This window comes from Streptomyces sp. NRRL S-378, from assembly GCF_000720645.1.
In the GTDB taxonomy this organism is placed as follows: Bacteria; Actinomycetota; Actinomycetes; order Streptomycetales; family Streptomycetaceae; genus Streptomyces.
Genome location: NZ_JOBX01000059.1, coordinates 15,436 through 30,013, shown reverse-complemented (window position 1 = coordinate 30,013; position 14,578 = coordinate 15,436). Strand labels below are relative to the sequence as shown.

General features: G+C 70.0%; 16 protein-coding genes and 3 pseudogenes. 12 read left to right on the top strand and 7 right to left on the bottom strand.

Annotated elements, in window-relative coordinates; genetic code table 11:
* The first annotated feature begins 591 nt into the window (after positions 1-591).
* Both IH80_RS0130780 and IH80_RS45015 read left to right on the top strand, forming a co-directional pair.
* Positions 592-1,917, top strand: a complete 1,326-nt coding sequence (locus tag IH80_RS0130780; protein ID WP_051810153.1) for a serine/threonine-protein kinase — start codon at positions 592-594, stop codon at positions 1,915-1,917.
* Positions 1,918-2,476: 559 nt separating this feature from the next.
* Positions 2,477-2,623 (top strand): hypothetical protein, encoded by a 147-nt coding sequence (locus tag IH80_RS45015; RefSeq protein WP_158943692.1) that lies wholly within the window; start codon positions 2,477-2,479, stop codon positions 2,621-2,623.
* Between the two features lie 374 nt (positions 2,624-2,997).
* Here IH80_RS45015 and IH80_RS0130770 read toward each other — a convergent pair whose 3' ends face one another.
* On the bottom strand, positions 2,998-3,900 hold the full coding sequence (locus IH80_RS0130770; protein ID WP_030964847.1) for a LysR family transcriptional regulator: 903 nt from the start codon (positions 3,898-3,900) through the stop codon (positions 2,998-3,000).
* A gap of 115 nt (positions 3,901-4,015) precedes the next feature.
* Here IH80_RS0130770 and IH80_RS0130765 point away from each other — a divergent pair, with 115 nt between their 5' ends.
* The 4 genes and pseudogenes from IH80_RS0130765 to IH80_RS47460 form a co-directional block, all read left to right on the top strand.
* Positions 4,016-4,390 carry a carboxymuconolactone decarboxylase family protein gene (locus tag IH80_RS0130765; RefSeq protein ID WP_030964846.1) on the top strand — a complete coding sequence of 125 codons (375 nt, stop codon included), beginning with the start codon at positions 4,016-4,018 and terminating at the stop codon, positions 4,388-4,390.
* Between the two features lie 62 nt (positions 4,391-4,452).
* Positions 4,453-4,521: pseudogene (locus tag IH80_RS47465) on the top strand (hypothetical protein); the annotation flags it as partial.
* A 112-nt stretch (positions 4,522-4,633) separates the two neighbouring features.
* Complete coding sequence (locus IH80_RS0130760; RefSeq protein WP_030964844.1) at positions 4,634-5,041, top strand: hypothetical protein; 408 nt, start codon at positions 4,634-4,636, stop codon at positions 5,039-5,041.
* Between the two features lie 605 nt (positions 5,042-5,646).
* Positions 5,647-5,775, top strand: a pseudogene (locus IH80_RS47460) (IS630 family transposase); the annotation flags it as partial.
* A 72-nt stretch (positions 5,776-5,847) separates the two neighbouring features.
* Here IH80_RS47460 and IH80_RS0130755 read toward each other — a convergent pair.
* The 3 genes from IH80_RS0130755 to IH80_RS44115 form a co-directional block, all read right to left on the bottom strand.
* Entirely contained in the window at positions 5,848-7,251 is a 1,404-nt protein-coding gene (locus IH80_RS0130755; protein WP_030964843.1) for a cytochrome P450, read from the bottom strand.
* A 3-nt stretch (positions 7,252-7,254) separates the two neighbouring features.
* The gene (locus IH80_RS0130750) at positions 7,255-7,461 is read right to left on the bottom strand and encodes a hypothetical protein (protein ID WP_030964842.1); all 207 of its coding nucleotides are present in this window, start codon (positions 7,459-7,461) and stop codon (positions 7,255-7,257) included.
* A 195-nt stretch (positions 7,462-7,656) separates the two neighbouring features.
* On the bottom strand, positions 7,657-7,887 hold the full coding sequence (locus IH80_RS44115; RefSeq protein ID WP_030964840.1) for a hypothetical protein: 231 nt from the start codon (positions 7,885-7,887) through the stop codon (positions 7,657-7,659).
* Between the two features lie 786 nt (positions 7,888-8,673).
* On the opposite strand from IH80_RS44115, the pseudogene IH80_RS46360 reads away from it, so the two are divergent.
* Positions 8,674-8,796, top strand: a pseudogene (locus IH80_RS46360) (protease); the annotation flags it as partial.
* A 356-nt stretch (positions 8,797-9,152) separates the two neighbouring features.
* On the opposite strand, the gene IH80_RS0130740 reads toward IH80_RS46360, so the two are convergent.
* Complete coding sequence (locus IH80_RS0130740; RefSeq protein ID WP_030964839.1) at positions 9,153-9,623, bottom strand: DUF3592 domain-containing protein; 471 nt, start codon at positions 9,621-9,623, stop codon at positions 9,153-9,155.
* Positions 9,624-9,742: 119 nt separating this feature from the next.
* Between IH80_RS0130740 and IH80_RS0130735 the strand changes: the two genes are divergently transcribed.
* From IH80_RS0130735 to IH80_RS0130710, 5 genes are all read left to right on the top strand, one after another.
* Positions 9,743-10,141, top strand: coding sequence for a hypothetical protein (locus tag IH80_RS0130735; RefSeq protein WP_030964838.1), 399 nt, complete (start codon positions 9,743-9,745; stop codon positions 10,139-10,141).
* Positions 10,142-10,290: 149 nt separating this feature from the next.
* Entirely contained in the window at positions 10,291-11,070 is a 780-nt protein-coding gene (locus IH80_RS45010; protein WP_158943690.1) for a hypothetical protein, read from the top strand.
* 245 nt (positions 11,071-11,315) lie between these two features.
* Positions 11,316-11,918 (top strand): DUF4259 domain-containing protein, encoded by a 603-nt coding sequence (locus IH80_RS41105; protein WP_051810149.1) that lies wholly within the window; start codon positions 11,316-11,318, stop codon positions 11,916-11,918.
* Positions 11,919-12,006: 88 nt separating this feature from the next.
* Complete coding sequence (locus IH80_RS0130725; protein WP_158943688.1) at positions 12,007-12,549, top strand: hypothetical protein; 543 nt, start codon at positions 12,007-12,009, stop codon at positions 12,547-12,549.
* 742 nt (positions 12,550-13,291) lie between these two features.
* Positions 13,292-13,591 carry a hypothetical protein gene (locus tag IH80_RS0130710; RefSeq protein ID WP_030964833.1) on the top strand — a complete coding sequence of 100 codons (300 nt, stop codon included), beginning with the start codon at positions 13,292-13,294 and terminating at the stop codon, positions 13,589-13,591.
* Between the two features lie 467 nt (positions 13,592-14,058).
* Here IH80_RS0130710 and IH80_RS45005 read toward each other — a convergent pair whose 3' ends face one another.
* Both IH80_RS45005 and IH80_RS45000 read right to left on the bottom strand, forming a co-directional pair.
* Complete coding sequence (locus tag IH80_RS45005; protein ID WP_158943686.1) at positions 14,059-14,223, bottom strand: hypothetical protein; 165 nt, start codon at positions 14,221-14,223, stop codon at positions 14,059-14,061.
* A gap of 21 nt (positions 14,224-14,244) precedes the next feature.
* Positions 14,245-14,442 (bottom strand): hypothetical protein, encoded by a 198-nt coding sequence (locus tag IH80_RS45000; protein WP_158943684.1) that lies wholly within the window; start codon positions 14,440-14,442, stop codon positions 14,245-14,247.
* Positions 14,443-14,578: the final 136 nt, after the last annotated feature.

The following is a 14,578-nucleotide window of genomic DNA, read 5'->3' as shown; positions in this document are numbered from 1 at the left end:
GTCGTTGGGCTGTTCGTGGTGGGGACCGCAGCACGCAGTCTGATCATGTCTGAGCGTCGGATCACGGGACTTTCAGCATCCGTGATCGCCGACTTGGTAGCGGAGTTGGGGCCGGTCTGGCAGGCGCGCAGAGATGTGGCCTCCATGGCCATCCTCTCCGTGTACCTGCGCCACCGGGGTTCCCGGAGTCCAAGCCCGGCGGAGCCCCGCGCACCTCCACAGGAGTCGAGGGCTGACCTCGGGGGTCACAGCCGGCCTCCGGGCGGACTCGGCCTAGCGGGTCATGACGGCAGGGCGCCGGCCGTGGTCGGAGGCCAAGGCAAGCAGGTAAACAGGCTTCGCCGAGCGGCGTGCCCACGCGGGCCCGCCGATCTGGCGGTCCTGAGCCACGTCCTGGAGACGGCGGCCGAGAGCGAAGCGCTGCCCTCCGAGGGCTTGACATCTACGCCCAGTCCATGCCCAGCTCTGCGAGGGCGGGGAGCTGCTGGCGGCACTGTGTCCCTGTACTGGGCAGGGGCTGCCGGAGCCCGGTGAGTAGCGCGACCTCCGAGGGGTAGGCGCGCGGCACTGCCAGCGATTAGAGGAGGACCCATGTCGGCCCTGTCCGTCCCAGAGTACGGAGTACCGCCTCTACGCGACACCGTCCTGGGCGGCCGTTATCGGCTCCAGGGCCCCATAGGGTCGGGCGGTACGGCGGACGTGTTCCATGGTGTCGACGAGGTGCTGGGCCGTGAGGTGGCCGTCAAGGTATTCCGCGCGGGCACGGATACGGTCACTGCCGACCGCTTCTGCGACGAGGCCCGCACACTGGCCCGTCTTTCCCATCCCGCCCTTGTCACCGTTTATGACGCCGGCCGGCACGGCCAAGGCGCTTTCATGGTCACCGAGTTGATCCGCGGCGTCACCTTGCGCACCCGAATGGACGCGGGCCCCCTGGGCCCCGTCCAGGTCATGCGGCTCGGCGCCGACATCTCCTCAGCCCTCGACCACGTGCACGCCCACGGCGTCATCCATCACGACGTGAAACCCTCCAACATCCTCCTCGGCGAAGAGGGCTCGCCCCACCTGGCCGACTTCGGGCTGTCACGAACCGTCCACGAGCGCTCCCACAGCGCGCCCGACACCCTCGTCGGCACCGTCGCCTACATGGCCCCGGAACAGTTCCTGGGCGAAGGCGCGAGTACGGCCAGCGACATCTACGCCCTGGGAGTGACTCTCCTGGAGGCTCTCACCGGGCGGCGCGAGTACCAGGGAACTCCTATGGAGGTCGGCACCGCCCACCTCCTGCGCCGGCCCCACATACCCGAAGGACTACCGGAAGACCTCGCCCGCCTGCTCGAAAAGATGACCGACCAGGCTCCTGCGGCACGCCCCGACGCCGCCGCAGTCCACCAATGCCTGCAGGACATGGCGCAAGCACCGCGGCCCCGCACCCCAGCCGGCGCCACGCTCAGCGGAACCAGCACACATCGCTCCCACTTCTTGCCCTCTGCCGCTGCTGCCGTGCGAACGCCCGATCCGTGTGGGGCTGCCCGAGGGCGCCGTCCGCTCCAGTGGAGCCTTGCGGCGGCGGGCGTCGCGGGCACCTGCGTGCTGGTGATGGGCGGCATCCAAGCGGGCAATAACCCACCCGTCACCGCTCCCACGCATGAGCAACCCGCGGCATCGAAGAACACCGAGATGGCAACCCCGGCAGGATCCTCACCAGCAGGGCCGCCCGCGCCGTCGCTCCCCGCAGCCGCGACGTCCACCCCGCATTCGCCGGCCGCAGCGCCCTTGACTCCACAAGACCTCCAGGCACTCACCAGTACCTCTTCGGCGCGGCAGGTCACAGAACGCCCGTCGAAGGCTCCTGGGGCGGCGAAGGCGGAGGGGATCCCCGGAAAAGCCAAGGGCAAGAAGGGTAAGGGGCGGTGATCGACCGCCCTCCGGAGCGCGCCAACACGAGGAAGTGCTCGGCGGCCACGACTGCTCCTGTGAGGCAGCGACCCGACGGAGCCCGAGAGGTCAGGTTGGACGGCCTCGACGGTCTCGCCTGCGGCCCGGCGTCGCAGCACGGTGCGCAGCATGCCGTCGGTGATGACCGGAGGCCGGCCGCCCGGTTTCCCTGAAGGGGTCGTCTAAGTGGCGACCGATGCCTAGACCCGCGTTCCGACAGCCCGGGCCTGTGTCGCGTCGCCGATGTTGTCGTACCGGGGCCGGCCTCACGCTGGCCGGGTCTCCGGTCCCGCTGAGCCCAGAGACGGCCCGGCGGCGACACCTGCCGGCCGTCGGCCTCGGGGCTTACCGGCCGGTGGTGCGGCTCGCTGCGGCGTAGGGGAGCGGTGACGTCCGGGACGTGGTGTTCGTTCCTGCCCAGGGGGAATCCGGCGTCCTGCAGCGCGGTCCGTACGGCGCCCACCCTGTTGACGTGTGCGGGCTGAATGCCGACGATGCTCATAGAAGAAGCAGCCCCAGGTCAGGGGAGGCGGCAGTCATGCCCGCGACCCTGTACGAAGAACGCACCTACCCCCTGAAGCCGTACGACCTGTACTGGGGCTTCGGCCGCGCCTCCGACGACAACCGGAAGTCAGCCGCCGAGGTCGGCAACAGCATCTACCCGCTGTGGGACTCCGGCCAGTAACACCCTTCCGGGCGCAGCGGCACCACCGCAGCAGACCGCCACGACAACTGGGCCGGCCGCGCCCGCGGCCGGTCGGCGTGCTCTACGGATGCCCGCAGGTCTCAGGGGTGCCACGCTGGATGAAACCGCCAGAGAGTGGACACTGCCACGACTGCAAAGAAGCAAAAGAAGACCCCGCGAAAGGCTGACTTGGCCGACCAGCCCAAACAGTCCACGAAGGCGCCCGGCAAGGACGCTGAAAACGCTCCACCCGAGGCGCGCATCACTGCCATGGACCCCGCGGGGCCCATGTTCAACGGCATCAATTCAAGGTGAACGACAAGTAGAACGGCGGACCAGCCGCCCCGAAGTCCTCATGATCTCGACATACGTGGTCACGGGGGAACGACGGGGTGGACACCGACCAGAGGGTCCGCCGAAGCGTGGGCGTCCGCCAGGGCGGCGGCCACCGCGTCCACGAGCGGGTCGGGGGCGTCCGCGCGGCGGGCCAGCATCAAGCGGCTCGGCGGATGGCCGTCGACCGGGACGAACGCGAGGCCAGGGCGCGCGTGCCGGCGCGCGGCGCCGGCCGGAAGTATCCCGGTTACCCCGTCCCACACCACCGCGTGCAGGCATTCCTCGACGGACGCCACCACCGGGCCGGGATTGTCCTCGTCAGCGGCGAGCCAGTACGCGCGCCACCGCGAGTCCGTACCGGCCGGCAGCCGGAAGCGCGGCCTCCCCGCGAGTTCCCGCACGTGCAGCCGCGACCGCGCGGCGAGTGCGTCGTCCGCGGGCAGCACCGCCACCAGAGGCTCGACACCGAGCTGACGTACAGTCAGTCCCGAAGTGTCGAAGGGGAGACGGGCCAGTGCTAGATCGGCCCGACGCTCGCGCAGCCCGCCCGTCGGATCGGTCACGGGCGCCTCGTGCAGCCTCAGACGCAGCCCGGGATGGGTGTCGCGCAGGATCGCGAGCGCCGCGGGATAGGAGTCCAGGCCGGCGCCGGCGACGGCGCCCAGGACGACCTCGCGTACAGATTCCGCGGCCCGCACCCGCTCGCGGGCGCGCTCGGCCCTGGCCAGCAGGTCGCGGGCCTCCGGGAGCAGGACCTTTCCTGCCGCCGTCAGGCGCGCACCGGTCGGGATCCGGTCGAACAGACGGCACCCCAGGTCCGCCTCCAGATCGCGGATCCGGCGGCTGAGGGGCGGCTGGGCGAGGTGGAGTCGCACGGCGGCGCGGCCGAAGTGGCCCTCCTCCGCGACCGCGACGAAACAGCGCAACGCCCTCAAGTCCATGACCGGCCACGATACCGACAACGGCACCGCCCCCGCGGAACCGGTCTTGGACGCGGGGGCGGGGTCCGGGATGAGGTGGAGACGTCCCACCCTCATCGACTTCCCGAGGAGTCCCATGTACGCGCACCCCGACGACCTCCACCGCGCCCGCTCCGTGGGCGCCGCCGCGGCGCCCGAGTTCGCGGCCTGGCTCGCCTTCCAGAACGCGGTCGACCGCGAGGACGGCGCCGTCCCCCGCCGTTACCGGGAGCTGATCTCCGTGGCCGTGGCCCTCGTCACCCAGTGCGCGTACTGCCTCGACGTCCACACCGCGGCCGCCCGCAGGCACGGCGTCACCGCTGAGGAACTCGCCGAGACCGCGTTCGTCACCGCCTCGGTCCGGGCCGGCGGAACCCTCGCCCATGCCCTCCTCGCCGACCGCCTCTACGAACAGCACGGCCACCAAGACCCGGCCGCCACCTCCGCGAGCGCGACCACCCCCTCCGGCTGACGGCCCACCGGTCCGGCCCTCCCGGCAACCGGACCAGGTGACAGCGCGCCGAGGGCTGGTACAACACCCGCAGACTCCACTCCAGCCTCGGCTACCAAAGCCCAGCCGAGTACGAAAACACCGCAGCCTGACCAACACACACAACCTGTCCGCCAAACAGGAACAACCCCACTCAGCGCCTGCGCCGCCGATGAGGACGGGCTCCGGTACGCGACGGACTACTCCAACCACGAACCGCTGGGCGTGGTCGGGTATCCCACTTCCGACTCCCTCCGGATCACGCAGGAGCTGGTCTGGCGGCTGGCGGACGGCCGGACCGGCGAACTGGAGTCGCTTGCGGCCGACACCGACTCCGACGGCGCGAAGAGCGAGGCCGGGAAGACCGCGCAGAACTGGATCCAGGCCTTCGGGAAGGGGGCCGGTGGCCAGGTGACCGCGGAGTTCTACGACGAGGGGTCCGTGCGGCAGTTCGTCGTCGTGTACTTCCACGACACCACGCAGGTCAAGGGTTTCTCGGTCCGCCTCACCGGCAGCACCGGCGAGGACGGCTGGCGCGTGGACATGCGTGAGCCCGACCCGAAGGAGGCCGCGTCGGCTCCCGACTGGGTGCCTGCCACCCCCGGGGGCCTCGGCTCGAAGACACCGCGTTGAGATAGCCGCACTTCTCCCGCGAGGGGCGTCGCCCCGTGGAACGATCCACGGGGCGACGCCCCTTCTTGCGGAGAGAACAGGCTGGTCAGGGGAGTGGGAGGCGATGGACATGAAACCAGATGGCAGTTTGCTCGCCTTTTCGTAACGCTTCATCAGATCCGGGTGCACCATGGCCCGTTCTGCCCACTTTGGGATCTCCAGGCCCGGTTAAGTTCTGATCTGCACCGGCTATTTTCAGCCATGCGCCTCGTGGCTCTCTTTCTGGGGAAGCAGTGAATTTTCGTAGGAGACCGGTCACCCGCTGGTGGGGCGGCCGGGCAGTGACGGGTGGCCCGGCGCGACTAACGAGCTCGTGCATGGTTGGCGGTGACGCGCTGCATCTTGATCCTTGATCATGTTCGTGTGGTGGGGAACGGGTCTCGTGCAGCGATCATCAGCGACCGGAGGATCACAGGGCTGTCGGCCGATGTGATCGCCGAACTCGTCGCCGAGGTCGGTCCGTTATGGCACGAACGGCACAAGGCGAGGCTGGAGTCCAGGCCACGGCAGCGGGCCGTGGGCGCCGGCGCCAAACACCGGCTGGTCTTCATCGACCGGCTCCTGGCTTCGCCACACCCGACGACCTCGACCGCACACTCCGCCGCGAGTTACACAGAATCCGACTCCGACCCCACTTGGTCGACGGCTGCCTCACGGCCACACATCTGGCCATCGACCCACCGACCCCACCCTGAAAACCTCAGTACCGGACTACACCCGCCCCGGGCCCGGAGCAAGCCGGACGAGGAGGCGGGGACGCCGGTCCGTCACGGTGCGGCGGGGGTGTTGGCGGTGAACGGACACCGGGCTGCCCCGTGGTCTTCGGGCTGTGGGTCCGCAGCGGGCCGGTGGTCGCCGGGCCGGTCGCCGGGTGGGTGGGGACGGACCGAGACGTCGAGGGTGAGGTCGTGGGGCTGGAGGATGGTGCGCGTGTGGAAGACGGGTGTCGTGCCGGGTGATCGGGTGACCTCGTAGTGGGGGATGAGGGTTGCGGTGACGATGGTCATGGCGGTGGTGGCGAAGTGGGTTCCGAGGCAGTTGCGCGGCCCTCCGCCGAACGGCATGAACGCGTACTTGGGCAGCGGGTTGGCGGCGCGGTCGGTCCAGCGGTCCGGGTCGAACGTGGTGGGCCGGTGGTAGTGGCGGGGGTCGCGGTGGAGGACGAAGGGGCTGACGGCGACCTTCTGGCCGGGGCGCAGGGGGTAGCCGGCGAGTTCGGTGGGTTCCTCGATGGTCCGCTGGAGGAACCAGAGCGGGGGGTAGAGGCGCAGGGCCTCCTTCACGACGGCTTCGGTGACGGCCAGCCGGGGCACGTCGGCCGCGGTGGGGAGCGCGCCGGCGAGTTCCCGGCCGGCCTCGTCCCGTACCCGCCGACGGACTTCCGGGTGCCGGTCGAGGAGGAGGAGCAGCCAGGCGAGCGCGGCGGCGGTGGTCTCGTGGGCGGCGAAGAGGTTGGCGACGATGACGCTGGTCGCGCCCTCGTGGGTGAGGGCGCCTTCGTCGCACGCGGTGGTCAGGAGGTCCGCGACCACGGAGGGCGAGTCGTCCCGCCTCGTCGTACGCCGCCGGCGTATCAGGGAGGAGACTTCGTCGGCCAGGTCGCGGCCGGCGCGCTGGAGGCGGCGTCGGCGCAGCGCGTGCCAGCGGGCCGGCAGGGGCAGTGTGGGGGGCAGCAGCGCGTCCTGCAGGCGGGCCAAGAGGTCGGGGACGTCGCCGGTCTCGGGCCCGAGGCAGAACTCGGCGATCAGGTGGGCGGTGAGGTCTTCCAGTGCGGGGATCGCTTCGATCCTGCCGCGTGCGTGCCAGGTGTCCGCGTGGCGGACGACGGTCGACGCGAGGCTGTCCCGGGCGGCGCGCATGCTGGTCCGGTTCAGGCCGCGTCCCGCCAGGCTGCGGGCCCGCATCCACAGGGCCAGGTCTTCGGAGGCGCGGCTTCCGTCTGTCGCCTCGCCCAGCAGGTCGCTGGAGATGCCGTAAGTGGTGTTGGTGTGCTTTAGGACCTCCTCCGCCAGGGCGGGCGAGTTCACGATGTACAGGTCGTCGTCGAAGCGGACCAGGTCGCCGTACTGCTGCTGGTCGAGGAGGAAACCGAGGTGGTCCCGCTCGAACGCGCGCCGGTTGCCGTGCCGACCGGCCCCCGAGGGGCCGGGCGGCACACGGGAAGACAGCATCTGCTACCGCGCCTGTACGTAGTAGTAGTAATACGCACTGGAGTGGTCCGCCCCTCCGAGCGTGCTGCTGCGTTGCACCTTCGCCCCGGAGGGATCGTTGGCCAGGTGGGCGGAGCTCGACGCGGCCTGGGCCGATCCGGCGCTGAGGAGCGCGGCGACGGCGGAGGCGGCGATGAGGAGCGACTTGCGGAGGGGGATCAGGGCAGCCATGGCTGTCCTCCTTCGGGATGGGATGGGCGGCGGTTCCGCCCGGTTCGTTGCCCTCATTAGTCCACCCGCGGCATCCGGGGGTCATGCCCCGGGAACGCGTGGCATGACCCCCGCGCCCCGTCTGCCACAATGCGGGCTTTCGCGCGCCCCCCGGCTCCGCCCGGCCGAGGCCGCCCCGTCGCGCAGCGGAGCGGTTCAGCCCGAGGACGTGGCCGGGCGGCCCCGCCCGGCGGAGGACGTCCCGAGGGCGGGAGCGGCCGCGGCGCCGCCCGTCGTGGCGGGGCGTGCCGGGGCTCCACCGGAGACCGGGATCCCGTTGCCCGCCGGGGTCGGTCCGGCGGCGGTGGCCGGCCGGGCCGCGCTCGCCCGGTGCGGGGCGAGGTCCTCGCCCACGGTCACGCCGGGGACCAGGCTGCCGGCCCCCATCAACCCACCGACTCCAGCCTGAAATCCTCAGTAGTTCAGAGAAGCCTGCATCCGGTGCCCGGTCCTCCAGATCGACCCCCGACAACGGCCTCGCCTCATCGAGATCATCCAGAACCTCCGCGAGCGAATCCGCGAAGCCCGCGGCAACGGCTGGCTCGGAGAAGTCGAAGGGCTCCAGGTCAGCCTCGACGCCGCCACCGCCAAGCTCAACAGCCTCAGCCGGGCGCCGGCCGACGGTCGGCGCCAACTGGTCGGCCTCGGCTTGCCCGTCTTCACCGACACCCCACGCCCCTGACATACGCGGACGGCTTGGGCCCTGGGACTCAGCCCACTGAACCCCACTTGCGTCGCGGCTTGGAGCGCCGCATTGACTGCTGGGGTCAGTGAAGATCGGCCCAGCTGGGGTCTCACGCTCTACTCGGGCCTCGCCGGCGATGTCAGCATGCGATTAACCGGTCGCTGGGTCCAGGTGGAGAACCGTCGCACCACTCACTGGTTCAGCCACGTCACGGACGTGGCTCCGGCTCCAGCACACCTGCTCCTGAGACTCGGAGGCCGGCGTGAACTCGTACGTGACGTGGTCGAAGAGGAGGATCCCGTCGACGACGGGCTCACCCTCATTAGACCAGGCCCCGGGGCCGCCCTCATCGAGGGGCGTCCCACGCCGGGGTCCACCAATGCCCGGTGGAAGCCCTTCGGGAGGGCGGCCGGCAAGCGGGGCAGTTCGAGCCCGACTTCGGCAGCGTGGGCGCGCAGAGTTGGCGGCTCTGACGCCATGGGGCTCCAACCCGGTCGGGCAGGACCTTCGACGGCGCGGGCATCCCGCCGCGCCTCACGGAGCCGGTTCTCACCCCGGAGGAGTTCGACCAGAACAAGGACTCGGCCTTCGACCGGGCCGTGAAGGTCCTGGAGGTAGCCAGGACACCTCCTCCAGTACAGGGCCGGCAGGAGCACGGCTGTGCTCTGCCACACCTCAGCCAGCTGCGGCGGGAGTCAGGCGCAGAGACCGTCGCCTCACACGGCTATTCGTCGTTCGCGGGTGATCTCGGACACGTGAAGCAGGGCAGCGACCACACTCCGGAGTGGATTCACGAATAGCTGCAGGCCCTGGCGGGCAGGACTTGGCGCGGGCGGCCGCGGCGGTCATTCCTCTCCCCCACGGCGCTGCCGCTGCCGCACCCCACCCCAGACGTCTCTTTGAGGTGTTGATCAGTTGACCGGATGGCCTGTCACGGCGTTCTTCTGTGCGGGCTTTGACCCGGGGTTCAGAGTCCGGGCGCGCGCAGTGCTCCGATGAGGAAACCCGATCCGATCACGACGAAGAGGGCGCCGATCCCGACGAAGAGCCACCACAGGAGGCCGCTTTCGGCCGGGAGCGTCCAGCGGGTGGGCTTCGCGGGGTCGTAGCGGACCTCGACCCGGGTGCCGACGGCCAGGGTCTTCTCCCGGGAGCGGGCGATGTCCGTGCTGGTTTCCATCGCCCGGCCGTCTGCGGTCGTCCAGGCGACGACCGGGTAGTACACGGTCGTGCCGGAGCTTCGGAAGGTGAGGGTGGCACCCTCGCCAGGTCCCTCCATCTGCGTCGCGGCGAGGCGGATCACCACGCCCTGGGCCCGCGCCCCGCGGCGGGCCAGACGGCGTATCCGGTGCACCTTGGCGTACGCCGCCGCGCCGATGACGGCTCCGGTCGTGGTGAAGACCAGTGCGAAGAGCCAGAGAACCTGGGACGTGCTCATGCGGGCTTCTCGATTCGGGGCAGAGGTCGGGGGACGGGCGACGTCCTCGCCGCTTCCCGCCGGAGCCGACGCCGGAAGCCGTACGCCGTGCAGCAGTTGATCACACATTCGCCACGGCCGTGACCGAGGAGCACTCCCTCACCTCCCCCGCAAGATCGAGCCGCGCCGCGAACACCGACGGCACCGCCGTGCTCGACACCTCCCCGGGCGTGCTGTGCGGCTTCTGGCCGCAGGGCGACGGCTGGGACGCCTACCTCCCGAGCAACACCTGGGATCCGGGCGGCGAGGGCAGCGTCACCGAATTCGACCACCCCAACGCCAGCAAGGTCGTCGTCTGCGGGTACATGCGGGGCGGTACCTCCCCGACACGGATCCGCCCGACGCTGTGGACGCGCGTAGGCACGCTCAGCGGACCGTTCAGGGGGTTCTGGCGCCAGCGGGTGGACGGACGCGCGGAGCTGGGCCCCGCTGACGATGTACGCCACCACCCCGCCGTGCTGAAAGCCCCACGCCCATGAGCGATGCCCTGCAAGCCACCGAAGCTCTCATGAACCGTGGTCCCCGGCCGCCTGGCCTTCCTGCTGCGGATGAACGACGCCGCCTGCGAGAGGTATGGGGAGCCACGCTGGAAGAGTTCGCCAGCGCCCTCGACAAGGACGTGCCGGACATGGAGGCGTGGGAAGCCGGTCAGGCCGCAACCGACCCAGCCGACGACATCGCCTACGCCCGCCTGCTCCAGCGCATCCGGGAACGCCTGCCCGTCACCTACGAGCCGGACTGGGCGGCCCTGCGCCGCACCGTGCACAACACGCCGGGCAGGAAACCAGACGTGCTGTGCGACGGCTGCGGACAGGAAATCGGGCTGTGCGAGCGCTGCGGCCTGCCCACCACCAGCAGACCCGGCAGCCGGTGGCTGCACCGCGGCACCACATGCACCACCCGCGGCCCCCTCACCCCACGCCAGTCGGACCCCCTGCCGCGCCCACCCCTGCAACTGCCACCCCTACGCCTTGACTTCCCGGCAGGCCCCGTAGCCGTGATCGACTACTGCGACGGCGCGCTGTTCGCCCACCTCAGCAAGGACCGCACCAGCGACTGCCCGCAAACCCTGGCCGAACTGCTGGCCTGGACCCACACCGAGGGCCTGGGCGCCGTACGGCTGCACAACCGAGGCCACCACCAGTCGCCCCTGCTCGTCCTCACCAGCGCGGCCACCCGCATCGTCGGCCTTCCAGAGACGCTCAACGACCCGATCAGCCGCCCGCTGCCACCCGGCCCTTCGCGCCCTCGACGCGGCAGGCTGGCAACCCGCCGGACGCGGCATGGGCCCCTGGAGCCGCCTCCAGGCCCGCACCGCCCCCCGCGGCCGCGCCACCGTGCACCTGGCCGTGCAGCCCTGGGGGGCGCTCTCCGACGGAGGCTGGGAACTGGACGCACTCACCCCTGAGGACCTCACCCGGCTCCTGGCCCGGTACGCGGACACAGCCATCACCCCGCAGGGCTCCACAGCCACCTGCGGAAACCAACTCATGACCGCCCTGCGTCTGCCCAAGCAATGGACCAGCGACGTCTCCACCAGCCAGCGCATCCTCGCTCCGCCCCTGCGAGGGGCGCTGACCGAAGCGCACGCCCCGGCACCCCCCCGAAGACCCACCAACCCACCCCCTGGCCCGCGGATGGGACCCGGCCGATGTGCAGTGCGAGGAGGCCCTCGACTGGTTCCGCCATCCCACTGACCAGGAACTCGACGACTTCGAATACGTCGTCGGACTGGACATCAACTTCGCCTTCACCCACGCTGCTCGCGGCATCAAGGTCGGCTATGGACCCGTCAGCCCTACACCAGAACACCGGCCCGCCTTCGACGCCGCCGTCCCGGGCTGCTGGTACGTCGACCTCACCCACATGCCCACCAACCCCCGACTACCCTCCCCCTTCACGCCCACCGGTGCCCCGCCCACCGGCCCCGCCTGGTACGCCACACCCACCCTCGCCTACGCCCAGCGACAGCTCCGGGCCACCATCGAACCGATCAAGGCCTACCTGAGACGCGGACCCAGCGGCCCCTACCTCGAGGGCTGGACTGGCCCATCAGAGCCAGTGCCGGAGTTGCCCGCAGACCTTCGAATGCTCGCCGTCGACGCCCTGGACCAAGTGGTCTGCGACCGGTCTGAACTCGCCGAACAGTGGGCCGAAGCTGCGAACTGGTCGAAGTGGCGTCAGGAGATCACCCGCCTCCGTGACCTCCTTGACCCTCCGATCCCGCCACAAGAAGAAGCCCTCTTCGAGATCTAATCGGTTACCCAAAGTCACAGACCACAGAAGTTGAGCCAGAACCCGTTCTCATGAACAAAGCCAGCGCAGCGGACCGCATGATGACCGGATGACTTCACGAGAACCGCTTCGAGCAGAGGAGCTATGGCAAGCCTCGTTGATGCCAGAGACAGCCGGCTCACCACCATTCTCGGTTCTTCCAGCAGGTGAGGGACAAGAGCGGGGTGCTGAGTGCTGCCCTATCGGCTGGCAGCGGGCGGCAGCACTGGCATTCCTCACGGATGTGCATGATGACCTTGATCTGCTGCCGCAGCTTGTCGACCTCGCGATGATGCCCGCCTGGGCGGCACAAGCACGCCGGGCCATCACCAACATCCCTCGCGAGCAGCTCATCCCCCGTCTCGAAGAACTTCTCACAGCTCGTCTTGATCAGTTCACCGACGAGGACGACGACTACTTCGCTCTGTGGGCCGAAGTCCTCGCTGACGCTGAGGCATGGACGCTACTGTCCCAGTTGGTCAGCGCAGCACGAACCTCACCGAACCTCCTGCTGCAGGACGTCGCTGCACGGGTCGCTGAGTCGTACGGCGCATTGATCACCGATGCCGGTGAGAGGCCCGCCAGATCCCCCTCGATTCAGTGCGTCCCTTGACGGCTTAACTGCATGAGGTGTCTTTGTCCGCGATAGCCGGACGAAGAGGTCTGTCCCGCGTCCGGGGCCGGTGGCCGCGGGGAGGGGTACACAGGTGCTGTACCGCCTGGCGGCCGAGGGCGTGCTGCCGCACACACCGCCGATGTACCGCCGCCTGTCCGCGCAGCTGGCCCAGGCCCGCCGCGAGGGAGGCTTCCCCGACCTGATCGACATCGTCCGCGAAGCCTGGCCGAGCGCGGACGCCTTCGTGCGCGAGATGCCCGACTGGTTCCGCCTCGACCGCACCGAGGGCCAGGAGCACGCCCTCTATGTCGCCGCGGTGAAGCACACCCTCCGACAGCAGCTGACCGGCTGGCTCGAGTTCGCGGGCATCCCCCGTGCCCATCGTCCGCGGCTTCAGCTCCCAGTCCTACGCCGACGTCGTCCGCGACCGCGTCGCCCACGAGAAACGCGAAGAGGTCGCCCATCCACTTGCCGCCGGTGGTCTTCACCGGTAGGACGGTGGTTTCGTATCCCCGCCGGAGGGCAGCGAGCTCAGCGCGGACCCTCGGACGGGAGAGGCGACAACCACGTCCCCTCGCTTCGGGCGTCGGATCGTTCCTTGGAATGAGTAAGGTGAACCTTGACCAGCGGCGGTGTCACGCCGCCGCAGCCGCTGACGCCCCGTTACCATTAGTAGCGCGCAGGGCGCCTCCGCGGCATGGCGGCGGGTCCTGTCCTGCCGTGGGAACGAGGTGTCGTCGTGGCCGTCCGGGACAAGACCGCAACCATTGGCCCCAGCCGCTTGGAGCAGCTGCACCTGGCGGTAGCGAAGCAGGCCACCGTCGAGATCCTCGAACCTCGCGACACCCTCGCGCTCAGCCGACGCCTGAACGGCGTCAATCTCGACCTCGTCAGCGACGACCGCAACTTCGCCGCCCTCAAGACGAGTCAGACGATCCCGTGGGGAACCATTCGCGCCTCGGGACCTCCAGGCACCCGGGTCCGCTACCGCGTGCGCACGGGGCGAGACGTCACAGGAACTCCCGAGTTCCCGTTTTAGCGACAGCCGCACCGAGTCCGTCCGACGCGACCGCGGCCGGACCGAGAGTCGCTCTGACTGCAGCGCGTATTGGTGGGGGCGCGTGCTCTGCTGCAGCGGCGTATTGCCCATGATCCGCGCATCCGTAGCGAGGTGCGCCGGCAGCGAAGTGCTCCGTCGGGGCGGGCAGACACCAGATGCTCAACCGTCAGGTGTTGGGGGTCCCTCAAGGTCCGCCTCATTCAGGTCCGACTCAGGCCGGGGGGCTCCGTGAGGTCCGCCTGATCCAGTCGTTCCGTCGGCAGCGGGTTGCCGGGCGCCGGCAGGCGAGGCGCACCCGCAGCAGTGGTGTGAAGGTGCGGGGCGGGAGGCCCCGGCAGCCGTCTCACGTCGCCGGTCACCGCCCCGGTCAACGGCATCCAGCCCGCCTGCGGGAGCGGGATCGCGTGTCAGGGCGACTCGCCCAGTGTTTCGGCTTCAGGAACGGGTCATCCGTCGTACGGGCTTGGTCCCGCTGGGGCGGGCCACACCGACGGCTTGTCCATGACTCCCAGGCGGCGGGCGAGGGCGGCCTCGATGTGGGACCTCAGCGCGCGGCGCTGCTGCCCTTCCTCGTACGGCCGCTGGTCCGAAACTTTCGGTTCTTCGTCCACCCCCGCACAACGAGCGAGGCGCTACTTGCGCTGTCGGCCGACCGAGAGCAGACTCCCGGATCCGCCTGCCGTCTTCGGGTCCCGTGCCAGCAGCTTGGCCTCGATGCCGTTCGTTCCGCGCTCGGGCTGCTCCGCAAACGCTTCGCTCACCTCACTCGTGGGGTCGTCGAAGACCCCGCCCTGGTAGCCGGGGGGAGAACTGGCTGTTCCAGAACGCAAGCGAATGGCTTGCCCAGCTTCTGTGCCGTCGAGTGCCCCGATCGGAAGAGTGGGGGTGTTTGAAAACGTTGTCGCGGTGCAGACGATCGCTCTAAGGGCCTGCCTCGCACCCGGCCTTGGCTGCGGTAAGGAGGCA